At 68.3% G+C, this 12136-nt stretch carries 9 protein-coding genes; 8 read left to right on the forward strand and 1 reads right to left on the reverse strand.

The annotated features are described in order from the left end of the window. Both ACRDU5_RS18090 and ACRDU5_RS18095 read left to right on the forward strand, forming a co-directional pair. A partial coding sequence (locus tag ACRDU5_RS18090; protein WP_526616079.1) for a class I tRNA ligase family protein occupies nt 1-2097 on the forward strand: 2097 nt, incomplete at its 5' end. A 1-nt stretch (nt 2098) separates the two neighbouring features. Continuing rightward, nucleotides 2099-3484: a DNA polymerase IV gene (locus ACRDU5_RS18095; protein WP_526616081.1), complete on the forward strand. Its 1386-nt coding sequence runs from the start codon at nt 2099-2101 to the stop codon at nt 3482-3484. Here the strand turns inward: ACRDU5_RS18095 and ACRDU5_RS18100 are convergent. Further along, entirely contained in the window at nt 3449-4375 is a 927-nt protein-coding gene (locus ACRDU5_RS18100) for an asparaginase (RefSeq protein WP_526616083.1), read from the reverse strand. The genes ACRDU5_RS18095 and ACRDU5_RS18100 overlap by 36 nt on opposite strands. Nucleotides 4376-4416: 41 nt before the next feature. On the opposite strand from ACRDU5_RS18100, the gene lspA reads away from it, so the two are divergent. The 6 genes from lspA to dnaE are packed head-to-tail and all read left to right on the forward strand — an operon-like array spanning nt 4417 to nt 12016. Then, nucleotides 4417-4977 (forward strand): signal peptidase II, encoded by a 561-nt coding sequence (lspA, locus tag ACRDU5_RS18105; RefSeq protein WP_526616084.1) that lies wholly within the window; start codon nt 4417-4419, stop codon nt 4975-4977. Continuing rightward, nucleotides 4977-5906 (forward strand): RluA family pseudouridine synthase, encoded by a 930-nt coding sequence (locus tag ACRDU5_RS18110; protein WP_526616085.1) that lies wholly within the window; start codon nt 4977-4979, stop codon nt 5904-5906. The genes lspA and ACRDU5_RS18110 overlap by 1 nt, the downstream gene beginning before the upstream one ends. Continuing rightward, nucleotides 5903-6802 carry an EamA family transporter RarD gene (gene rarD, locus ACRDU5_RS18115; protein ID WP_526616086.1) on the forward strand — a complete coding sequence of 300 codons (900 nt, stop codon included), beginning with the start codon at nt 5903-5905 and terminating at the stop codon, nt 6800-6802. The genes ACRDU5_RS18110 and rarD overlap by 4 nt, the downstream gene beginning before the upstream one ends. A 37-nt stretch (nt 6803-6839) precedes the next feature. Continuing rightward, nucleotides 6840-7217, forward strand: coding sequence for a YciI family protein (locus ACRDU5_RS18120; protein WP_526616087.1), 378 nt, complete (start codon nt 6840-6842; stop codon nt 7215-7217). A 23-nt stretch (nt 7218-7240) separates the two neighbouring features. Continuing rightward, nucleotides 7241-8428, forward strand: coding sequence for an RNA polymerase sigma factor (locus tag ACRDU5_RS18125; protein WP_526616089.1), 1188 nt, complete (start codon nt 7241-7243; stop codon nt 8426-8428). 57 nt (nt 8429-8485) lie between these two features. Further along, nucleotides 8486-12016, forward strand: coding sequence for a DNA polymerase III subunit alpha (dnaE, locus tag ACRDU5_RS18130; protein WP_526616088.1), 3531 nt, complete (start codon nt 8486-8488; stop codon nt 12014-12016). Nucleotides 12017-12136: the final 120 nt, after the last annotated feature.

A 12136-nucleotide genomic window follows, 5' to 3' on the forward strand; every position in this document is an offset into this window, starting at 1 on the left:
GACTCCAAGGGCCGGTTCGACGAGACCGTGCCGGATTACGCCGGCCAGCACGTGTTCGACGCCAACCCGCAGATCATCCGCGACCTGAAGAACCAGAGCGGGCCGGTGGCCCAGAACGGCGCGATCCTGCTGCGTCACGAAACCTACGAACACTCCTACCCGCACTGCTGGCGCTGCCGGAACCCGCTGATCTACCGGGCGGTGTCGTCGTGGTTCGTCAAGGTCAGCGAGTTCCGCGACCGGATGGTCGAACTCAACCAGGACATCACCTGGTACCCCGAGCACGTCAAGGACGGCCAGTTCGGCAAGTGGCTGCAGGGTGCCCGCGACTGGTCGATCTCCCGAAACCGCTACTGGGGCACGCCGATTCCGGTCTGGGTCTCCGACGATCCGGCGTATCCGCGCATGGACGTCTACGGCAGCCTCGACGAGCTCGAGCGCGACTTCGGCGTGCGCCCGACCAACTTGCACCGGCCCTATATCGACGAGTTGACCCGGCCGAACCCGGATGACCCGACCGGTCGTTCGACGATGCGGCGCATCCCCGACGTGTTCGACGTATGGTTCGACTCCGGTTCGATGCCCTACGCGCAGGTGCACTACCCGTTCGAGAACGTCGACTGGTTCGACGGAGTCCGATGCGCCGACCCTGACAAGCAGGTCGACGGTCACAATCCGGGCGATTACATCGTCGAATACATCGGTCAGACCCGCGGCTGGTTCTACACCCTGCACGTGCTGGCCACCGCGCTGTTCGACCGCCCGGCCTTTCGCACGGTCTCGGCGCACGGCATCGTGCTGGGCAACGACGGCCAGAAGATGAGCAAGTCGCTGCGCAACTATCCCGACGTCACCGAGGTGTTCGACCGCGACGGCTCCGACGCCATGCGGTGGTTCCTGATGGCGTCGCCGATCCTGCGCGGCGGCAACCTGATCGTCACCGAACAGGGCATCCGCGAGGGCGTACGCCAAGTGCTGCTGCCGTTCTGGAACGCCTACACCTTCCTGGCGCTGTACGCGCCGAAGAAGGGCAGCTGGCGCACCGACTCGAAGCATGTGCTGGACCGCTACATCCTGGCCAAGCTCGCGCAGCTGCGCGACGATCTCACCGCCGCGATGGATGTCTGCGACATCTCCGGCGCCTGCGACGAGTTGCGCCAGTTCACCGAGGCGCTGACGAATTGGTATGTGCGACGGTCGCGTTCGCGGTTCTGGGAAGAGGACCCCGACGCCATCGACACCCTGCACACCGTGCTGGAGGTCACCGCCCGGCTGGCCGCCCCGCTGCTGCCGTTGATCACCGAGGTGATCTGGCGCGGCGTCACCGGCGAGCGCTCGGTGCACCTGACCGACTGGCCGGAAGCCGGCGAGCTGCCGCATGACGCCGACCTGGTCGCCAGCATGGACCTGGTGCGCGAGGTGGCCTCGGCGGGGTCGTCGCTACGCAAGGCCAAGAAGCTGCGGGTGCGGCTGCCGCTGCCGAAACTCACCGTCGCCCTGGAAAGCTCCGTGAAACCGCAGCGCCTCGAGCCGTTCGCCGACCTCATCGCCGACGAACTCAACGTCAAGGCGGTCGAACTCACCGACGACATCGCCCACCACGGCCGGTTCGAACTCACGGTCAACGCCCGCGAAGCGGGGCCGCGGCTCGGCAAGGACGTGCAGGCCGCGATCAAGGCCGTCAAGGCCGGCGAGGGCGTCGTCAACCCCGACGGCACCCTGACCGCGGGCCCGGTGGTGCTGCGGCCCGAGGAGTTCAGCTCCAGGCTGGTGGCCGCCGACCCGGAGTACACCGCCGCGATGCCCGATGGATCGGGCCTGGTGGTGCTCGACGGAACCGTCACGCCCGAGTTGGAGGCCGAGGGGTGGGCCAAGGACCGCATCCGCGAGCTGCAGGAGCTGCGCCGCACGACGGGCCTGGATGTCTCCGACCGCATCTCGGTGGTGATCCAGGTGCCCGCCGAACGTGACGACTGGGCGCGCACCCACGCCGACCTGATCGCCGGGGAGATCCTGGCGACCAGCTTCGAGTTCGGCGAGCCGGTCGACGGCACCGAAATCGGCGACGGCGTGCGGGTGGCCATCGCGAAGGCGTGACGTGGATGCGCGCTGGGTGCTGCACATCGACATGGACGCGTTCTTCGCCTCCGTCGAGCAGCTGACCCGTCCCACCCTGCACGGCCGGCCGGTTCTGGTCGGCGGGCTCGGTGGCCGCGGCGTCGTCGCCGGCGCCAGCTATGAGGCCCGCGTCTACGGGGCACGCTCGGCCATGCCCATGCACCAGGCCCGCCGGCTGGTCGGTGTGACGGCGGTGGTGCTGCCGCCGCGCGGCGTGGTGTACGGCGTGGCCAGCCGCCGCGTCCTCGACGCGGTACGCACCCTGGTGCCGGTGCTCGAACAGCTGTCGTTCGACGAGGCCTTCGGCGAACCCGACGAACTCGCGGGGGCATCGACCGAGGACGTCGAAGCGTTCTGTCGGGCGTTGAAGGCCAAGGTCCTCGACGAGACGGGATTGGTCGCATCGGTCGGCGCCGGGTCTGGCAAGCAGGTCGCCAAGATCGCCTCCGACCTGGCCAAGCCCAACGGCATCCGGGTTGTCGGCCGCGCCGAGGAACGCGCGCTACTGGAGGGCCTGCCGGTGCGGCGACTGTGGGGGATCGGACCCGTCGCCGAGGAGAAACTGCACCGGTTGGGCATCGAAACCATCGGTCAGCTCGCCGCGTTGACCGATGCGGAGGTCGCCAACATCCTCGGTGCAACCGTCGGCCCTGGGCTGCACCGGCTGGCCCGCGGCATCGACGACCGGCCGGTCGCCGAGAATGCCCCAGCCAAACAAATAAGCGCCGAATCCACCTTCCCCGAAGACCTGACCACACTCGACCAGCTACATGAGGCGACCGGACCCATCGGCGAGCACGCACACGCGCGGCTGGAGCGCGACGGACGCGGTGCGCGCACCGTCACCGTCAAGCTGAAGAAGTCCGATATGAGCACGCTGACCCGCTCCGCGACGTTGCCGTACGCCACCGCCGATGCCGCCACGCTGATCGCCATTGCCCGCCGGCTGCTTCTCGATCCCGTCGAGATCGGCCCCATTCGCCTTGTGGGCGTTGGCTTTTCGGGCCTTTCGGAGGTTCGGCAGGAATCACTGTTTCCGGGCCTCGAACTGGTGGCCGAAGACATGTCGGAAGGCCGACTGCCGCAAACACTCACCGAAGCCACCGCCACGGCTCCGGCCTGGCGCATCGGCGACGACGTCAGCCACACCGAGCATGGCCACGGCTGGATCCAGGGCGCCGGCCACGGCGTGATGACGGTGCGTTTCGAAACCCGCGGCAGCGGCCCCGGCCCGGTGCGCACCTTCCCCGACGACAGCCCCGAGATCGAACGCGCGAACCCCGTCGACAGCCTGGACTGGCCCGACTACGTCAGCGAGCTGGCGGCCCGGTCAGCCCCAGCGGGTGACGACGTCCTGGACGGATGAGCCCGCGGCCAGCGCCGCCATCACCAGCACCCGGGCCTGCGCCGGGCGCAGCCGCGGCACCATCACCGCGCCGGCGTCCACCAGTTCGCGGCCCGGGCCGTAGCCGGGGCTGACCCGTGCGCCGGGAACCCGCGTGGACACCGCCACCGCCACGCCGTCGTGGCAGTGCCGCCGCACCGCATCGATCACCGCCGCACCGGCATTGCCGGAACCCAACGCCGCCAGCACGAGCCCCCGTGCTCCGGCCGCCACGCACGCATCCATCGGCTCGGCGTCACTTCCCGGATATACCGCGATGATGTCGACTCGCGGTGCGTCGGCGGACGGTAGCGCGCCCAGGAACGGCCGGTCTTTGCGGCCCGCGAGAGTGAACTTGCCGTTGGCCACCGACCCGAGCGTCGCGCCGGTAAAGCCGTCGGCCGTCGCCAGCTTCTGCAGTCCCAGCGGCTGCCACACCGTGCCCGCGAAGGCGATCAGCACGCCGAGGCCGCGCGCCTGCGGGCTGGCCGCCACGGTCAGCGCGTCACGCAGATTGCCCGGCCCGTCGGCATCGGGTGCGTCCGCGCTGCGCTGCGCGCCGGTCATCACCACCGGGGTGGCGCCGTCGTAGGTCAACTCCAGCCACAGCGCCGTCTCCTCGAGCGTGTCGGTGCCGTGCGTGATCACCACGCCGTCGGCGCCAGGAGTCTTTGTGACCGCCGTGACCGCCGTCCGCATCGCATCCCAGTCGGCCGGGGTCAACTGGGAGCTGTCCACCGACATCAGGTCGATCACCTCGACGTCCAGCCCTGACGTCAGATCGGCGGCGCTGCTGGTCGGCCGCTTCACCCCGTCCTCGTCCGAGGTGCTGGCGATCGTTCCGCCGGTGGTGATGACGACAACGCGGCTCACGCCCTCATCATTGCAAAATCACGCTTTGGGATGATGGGACAGTGACCGATGAATCGGCTGGCCAGAGCGAGCCGGTGACTCCCGCCGAGGACAACGAGCCGAGGCCGAGGCGCCGGATCCGGCTGCTGGTCACGGTCGCCGCGGTGGTGCTGGCCCTCGACATCGTCACCAAAGTGCTCGCGGTAAAGCTGCTCACGCCCGGCCAACCGGTATCGATCATCGGCGACACCGTGACGTGGACGCTAGTGCGCAACTCCGGCGCCGCCTTCTCGATGGCCACCGGGTACACCTGGGTTCTCACCCTGATCGCCAGCGGCGTGGTGATCGGCATCATCTGGATGGGCCGACGGCTGGTCTCGCCGTGGTGGGCCATCGGGCTCGGCATGATCCTCGGCGGTGCGATGGGCAACCTGGTCGACCGGTTCTTCCGGTCGCCGGGGCCGCTGCGCGGGCACGTTGTCGACTTCCTGTCCATCGGATGGTGGCCGGTGTTCAACGTCGCGGACCCATCGGTGGTGGGCGGGGCGATCCTGCTGGTGGCGTTGTCGCTGTTCGGATTCGACTTCGACACGGTCGGCCGCCGCAAGGCCGAGCCGACGTAGTGTCCACCCGGTCGATGCCGGTCCCGGAAGGACTGGCCGGGATGCGCGTCGACGCCGGACTGGCGCGGCTGCTCGGCCTGTCCCGCACCGCCGCCGCCGCGCTGGCCGAGACCGGCGGCGTCGACTTGGACGGGAACACGGTCGGCAAATCCGCCCGCCTGACACCGGGCGCCTGGCTGGAAGTGCGACTGCCCGAAGCGCCTGCGCCGCTGGAGAATACGCCCGTCGAGATTGAGGGCATGACGATCCTGTACGCCGATGACGACATCGTCGCGGTCGACAAACCGGCCGGGGTTGCCGCACACGCCTCGGTGGGCTGGACCGGGCCAACGGTGCTCGGCGGCCTGGCCGCGGCCGGCTACCGGATAACCACCTCCGGCGTGCACGAGCGGCAGGGAATCGTGCATCGCCTCGACGTCGGCACGTCAGGCGTGATGGTGGTGGCGATCTCCGAGCGCGCTTACACCGCGCTCAAGCGCGCGTTCAAGCGGCGCGAGGTGGCCAAGCGCTATCACGCACTGGTACAAGGACATCCGGATCCGTCCAGCGGAACGATCGACGCACCGATTGGCCGGCACCGCGGACATGACTGGAAGTTCGCGGTCACCCGCGGCGGACGGCACAGCGTCACGCACTACGACACGCTGGAGGCGTTTCAGGCCGCCAGCCTGCTTGACATCGAGCTGGAAACCGGCCGGACCCATCAGATCCGCGTGCACTTCGCCGCGTTGCATCACCCCTGCGCCGGCGACCTCACCTACGGGGCCGACCCGGTGCTGGCGAAAAAGCTTGGCCTGCAACGTCAGTGGTTGCACGCCCGGTCGCTGGCCTTCGATCATCCCGCCGACGGCCGCCGCGTCGAGATCACCAGTCCCTATCCGGCTGACCTGCAGCACGCGCTGGACGTGCTGCGCAACCACCAACTGTGAGCGACGAACGGCAGCGCTCCGGGCTGCTGTTCGGCGTCGGCGCCTACGCGATGTGGGGCCTCTTCCCGGCGTTCTTCCCGCTGCTGAAGCCGGCCACCGCAGTCGAAATCCTGGCCCACCGGATCGTGTGGTGCTTCGCGCTCATGGTCGTGGTCATCGCGGCGGTGCGCCGGCTTGGCGATATCCGCGCCATCACCGGCCACACATGGCTGTTGTTGACGCTCGCGTCGGCGCTGATCTCGGTCAACTGGGGGATCTACATCTATGCCGTCAACAACGGCCGTGTGGTGGACGCCGCGCTCGGCTATTTCATCAACCCGCTGGTGACGGTGGCGCTCGGGTTGTTGATCTTCCGCGAGCGGCTCAATCGCGTGCAGTTCGTCGCGCTGGCCATTGCGGTGGTCGCCGTGGCGGTGCTGACCGTGGAAGTGGGCGCGCCGCCGGTCATCGGGCTCGGGTTGGCGTTGTCGTTCGGCCTGTATGGCGCGGTCAAGAAGGTGGTGCCGACCGATCCGAGGGTCAGCGTCGGGGTGGAGGCGGCGATCGCGACGCCGCCCGCGCTCGCCTTCATCGCGGTGTTGCAGGCCACCGGTGACGGGCAGTTCACCGATCACGGCCCGGGCCACATCGTGCTGATGATCCTGTCCGGGGTGTTGACGGCGCTGCCGCTGTTGTTCTTCGCCGCGGCCGCGCAGCGGCTGCCGCTGGTGACGATGGGCCTGTTGTTCTATCTGACGCCGGCGATGCAGCTGACCTGGGGCGTGGTGGTCGGACACGAGCCGATGCCGCCCGCCCGTTGGCTCGGCTTCGCGCTGATCTGGCTGGCGTTGGTGGTGTTCAGCGGCGACGCGTTGCGGCGGTCCCGTGTCGATCGGGCCGCGCTCCAACCGTCATAACGGTGACACCATCGACTCAGTCAGAAAGGGACACATCATGCGGTACTGCCTGTTGATGCACTACCAAGAGGCCAGCGAGATCGGGCTCACCGAAGCGGACATGGCGCCGGCGATGGAAGCCTTCAAGGCCTACGCCGACGATCTGACGGCCGCCGGGGTGCTGGTCGACACCGAGGTGCTGGAGCCGGTGGTCGCCACCACCACGGTGACCGCCCGCAACGGCAAGCCGGAGATCCAGGACGGCCCGTTCGCCGACACCAAGGAACGTCTCGGCGGCATCTTCGTCATCGAGGTGGCCAACCTGGACGAGGCACTGAAGTGGGCGCAGCGCAACCCCGCCAACGACTGGGGTTCGGTCGAAATCCGTCCGGTGGCACGGTCATACGCCGCCGACCGCGGGTGGTACAACCCCTGACCGCCGAGCGGCGGGTAGCGGACCTGGTTCGCGATTCCCACGGTCGGCTGCTCGCCATGCTCGCGGCGCCCACCCGTGACATCGCGGCCGCCGAGGACGCGCTGGCCGACGCGCTGGAACGGGCGCTCACCCGGTGGCCGGAGGACGGCGTGCCCGCCAATCCCGAGGGCTGGATCCTCACCGTTGCCCGCAACAGGCTGCGTGACATGTGGAAGTCACACGCCTACCGGATGACCGAACCGCTGGACGAAACCGATAGTCGCCCAACCGAACTCAGTGATATTTGGGACATGCCGCAGATCCCGGACCGGCGGCTGGAGCTGATGCTGGTGTGCGCTCACCCCGCGATAACACCCGACATCCGCACCCCGTTGATGCTGCAGACCGTGCTCGGCGTGGACGCCGCCGCCATCGCCGACGCGTTCGCGGTGCCGCGGGCCGCCATGGCGCAGCGGCTGGTACGAGCCAAGAGGCGGATTCGCGATGCCGGCATCCCGTTCGTGCTGCCCGAGCGCGCCGACCTGGCCGAGCGGCTGCCCGCGGTGCTGGAGGCGGTCTACGGCGCGTACGCGATCGATTGGCAACTCACCGGCGACGACGCGCCGATCGAATCGCTGTCCGCCGAGGCGCTGCACCTGGCGCTGGTGCTGTCCGACCTGCTGCCCGACGAACCGGAGGTGCTCGGGCTGGCGGCGCTGGTGTGCGTGGCGGAGGCGCGGCGACCGGCGCGACGCACCGCCGACGGCGGCTTCGTTCCGCTCGACGAGCAGGACACCGCGCGCTGGGATGCGACGCTGATCGCGCGCGGCGAGGCGCTGCTGCGTCGCGCGCACGGCTTCGGGCGCCCCGGCCGCTTCCAGTACGAGGCGGCGATCCAGTCGGCGCATTGCGCGCGGCCCGTCGACACGCAGGTGCTGCGAAAGCTGCATCGCGCGCTGCTGCGGGTGGCGCCGTCGCTGGGAGCGGCGGTCGCGCTGGCCGCGGTGGAGGGCGAGATCGACGGCCCGGACGCCGGATTGCGCGCCCTGGACTCCATCGACGACCCGGCCGCCGAACGCTTCCAGCCGGCCTGGACCACCCGGGCACACCTGCTCGCGCGGGCGGGTCGGACCGACGCCGCCGCGGACGCCTACCGCACCGCGATCGAGCTGACCAGCGATCCCGGCGTCGCGGATTACCTGCGTGAACAACTAACTTCGCTACAGCCATAAGACACGCATCGCGACACGCCCGAAGGTGTCGGTCCGCGGCCCTAGACTGGCCTCCCTATGACCCCCTCGTCCTTCGTGCACCTGCACAACCACACCGAGTATTCGATGCTGGACGGTGCCGCGAAGATCGCGCCGATGCTTGCCGAGGCGCAGCGGCTGGAGATGCCCGCGATCGGCATGACCGACCACGGAAACATGTTCGGCGCCAGCGAGTTCTACGCCGAGGCGACCAGTGCCGGGATCAAGCCGATCATCGGGGTGGAGGCCTATATCGCTCCCGGCTCGCGCTTCGACACCCGGCGCATCCTCTGGGGCGATCCCGGCCAGAAGGCCGACGACGTGTCGGGCAGCGGGTCCTACACCCACCTGACGATGATCGCCGAGAACGCGGCGGGGGTGCGCAACCTGTTCAAGCTGTCGTCGCTGGCGTCCTTCGAGGGCCAGCTCGGCAAGTGGTCGCGGATGGACGCCGAGATCATCGCCGAAAACGCCGGCGGCATCATCGCCACCACCGGCTGCCCGTCCGGTGAGGTGCAGACCCGGCTACGGCTGGGCCAGGACCGCGAGGCGCTGGAGTCGGCCGCCCGCTGGCGGGAGATCTTCGGCCCGGACAACTACTTCCTCGAGTTGATGGATCACGGCCTGCAGATCGAGCGGCGAGTCCGCGACGGGCTGCTGGAAATCGGCCGGAAACTCGACATCCCGGCGCTGGCCACCAACGACTGCCACTACGTCACCCGCGACGCCGCGCACAACCACGAGGCGCTGCTGTGCGTGCAGACCGGCAAGACGATGTCGGATCCCAACCGGTTCAAGTTCGACGGCGACGGCTACTACCTGAAGTCGGCGGCCGAGATGCGGGGACTGTGGGACGACGAGATCCCCGGCGCCTGCGACGCCACCCTGCTGATCGCCGAACGCGTGCAGTCGTATGAAGACGTGTGGGCGCCGCGCAACCGGATGCCCATCTTCCCGGTACCCGAGGGGCAGGATCAGGCATCGTGGCTGCGCCATGAGGTGGATGCCGGGCTGGCGCGACGGTTCCCCGGCGGGGTGGCCCCGGAGTATGTCGAGCGGGCCGGCTACGAGATCAAGGTCATCTGCGACAAGGGATATCCGTCGTACTTCCTGATCGTGGCCGACCTGGTCAACTACGCGCGTTCGGTGGACATCCGGGTGGGGCCGGGGCGCGGCTCGGCGGCGGGGTCGCTGGTCGCGTACGCGTTGGGTATCACCGACATCGACCCGATCCCGCACGGGCTGCTGTTCGAGCGGTTCCTCAACCCCGAACGCACCTCGATGCCCGACATCGACATCGACTTCGACGACCGCCGGCGCGGTGAGATGGTGCGCTACGCCGCCGACAAGTGGGGTCACGACCGGGTCGCGCAGGTGATCACATTCGGCACAATCAAGACGAAGGCAGCGCTGAAGGATTCGGCCCGAATCCATTACGGGCAACCGGGTTTCGCGATCGCCGACCGGATCACCAAGGCGCTGCCGCCGGCCGTCATGGCCAAGGACATCCCGCTGTCGGGCATCACCGACCCGACCCACGAGCGGTACAAGGAAGCCGCCGAGGTGCGCGGCCTGATCGACACCGACCCCGACGTCCGCACCATTTACGAGACCGCCCGCGGGCTGGAGGGCCTGATCCGCAACGCGGGCGTGCACGCCTGCGCGGTGATCATGAGCAGTGAGCCGCTGACCGAGGCCATCCCGCTGTGGAAGCGGCCGCAGGACGGCGCCATCATCACCGGCTGGGACTACCCGTCGTGCGAGGCCATCGGCCTGTTGAAGATGGATTTCCTCGGCCTGCGCAACCTGACGATCATCGGCGACGCGATCGAGAACATCCAGGCCAACAGGGGAATCGACGTCGACCTGGAGAACTTGCCGCTCGACGACGAGGCCACCTATGCGCTGCTGGGCCGCGGCGACACGTTGGGCGTGTTCCAACTCGACGGCGGCCCGATGCGCGATCTGCTGCGCCGGATGCAGCCGACCGGCTTCGAGGACGTCGTCGCCGTGATCGCCCTGTACCGGCCGGGGCCGATGGGCATGAACGCCCACAACGATTACGCCGACCGCAAGAACGGCCGCCAGCCCATCCGGCCGATCCACCCGGAGCTGGCCGAACCGCTCGAGGAGATCCTTGCCGAGACTTATGGCCTGATCGTCTATCAAGAGCAGATCATGCGCATCGCGCAAGAGGTGGCCGGGTATTCGTTGGCCCGAGCCGACATTTTGCGCAAGGCGATGGGCAAGAAGAAGCGTGAGGTGCTCAAGAAGGAGTATGAGGGCTTCTCGGAGGGGATGAAGGCCAACGGCTTCTCGGCCGCCGCCATCAAGGTGCTGTGGGACACCATCGTTCCGTTCGCCGACTACGCGTTCAACAAGTCGCACGCCGCCGGTTACGGGATGGTGTCCTACTGGACCGCGTACCTGAAGGCGAACTACCCGGCGGAGTACATGGCAGGGCTGCTCACGTCGGTGGGCGACGACAAGGACAAGGCGGCGGTCTACCTCGCCGACTGCCGAAAGCTGGGTATCACCGTGCTGCCGCCGGACGTCAACGAGTCCGGGCTGAACTTCGCCTCCGTCGGGGAGGACATCCGCTACGGCCTCGGTGCGGTGCGCAATGTCGGCGGCAATGTCGTTGGGTCGCTGATCAATACCCGCACCGACAAGGGCAAGTTCATCGACTTCTCCGACTACCTCAACAAGGTCGACATCGCGGCCTGCAACAAGAAGGTCACCGAGTCGCTGATCAAGGCCGGCGCGTTCGATTCACTTGGCCAACCGCGCAAGGGCCTGTTCCTGGTGCACACCGATGCGGTGGATTCGGTCTTGGGTACCAAGAAGGCCGAGGCGATGGGCCAGTTCGACCTGTTCGGCGGCAATGACACGGCCACCGATGCGGTGTTCACCATCAAGGTGCCCGACGAGGAGTGGGACGACAAGCACAAGCTGGCTCTGGAGCGAGAGATGCTGGGCCTGTACGTGTCCGGGCATCCACTCAACGGTGTCGCGCACCTGCTGATCCCCCAGGTGGACACCGCGATTCCGTCGATTCTGGACGGCGATATTCCCAACGAGGCTCAGGTGCGGGTCGGCGGCATCCTGGCCGGGGTGAACCGCCGCGTCAACAAGAACGGGATGCCCTGGGCCTCGGCGCAATTGGAGGACCTGACCGGCGGTATCGAGGTGATGTTCTTCCCGCACACCTACTCCGCCTACGGCGCGGAGATCACCGACGACGCCGTGGTTCTGGTCAACGCAAAGGTCAGAATCCAGGACGACCGGATCTGCCTGATCGCCAACGACCTTGTGGTGCCGGACTTTTCCAACGCCGCAGTGGACCGGCCACTGGCGGTCAGCTTGCCGACGCGGCAGTGCACGGTCGAGAAGATCACCGCGTTCAAGCAGGTACTGGCCCGTCATCCCGGCACGTCGCAGGTGCACCTGCGGCTGGTCAGCGGCGAGCGCATCACCACGCTGGAGCTGGACGCCTCGCTGCGGGTGACGCAGTCGTCGGCGCTGATGGGTGACCTGAAGGCGCTGCTCGGTCCGGGCTGTCTCGGCTAGAACGCGTACCGCAGGATCCGCGCCTTGCGGCGTCCGGTCTTGCTATAGCGCGCCATCTTGCTCATCACCCGGATCCAGCCGGGAAACAGGTCCACTTCGGGCCGATGGGCCAGGCTGGCT

Origin of the sequence: Mycobacterium sp. (genome assembly GCF_050701515.1) — a bacterium.
In the GTDB taxonomy this organism is placed as follows: Bacteria; Actinomycetota; Actinomycetes; order Mycobacteriales; family Mycobacteriaceae; genus Mycobacterium.

Bases quoted from the DNA above. Each gene is read 5' to 3' on its own strand.
- ACRDU5_RS18120 (WP_526616087.1), top strand. From the start codon at position 6,840: ATGCGGTACTGCCTGTTGATGCACTACCAAGAGGCCAGCGAGATCGGG.
- dnaE (WP_526616088.1), top strand. From the start codon at position 8,486: ATGACCCCCTCGTCCTTCGTGCACCTGCACAACCACACCGAGTATTCG.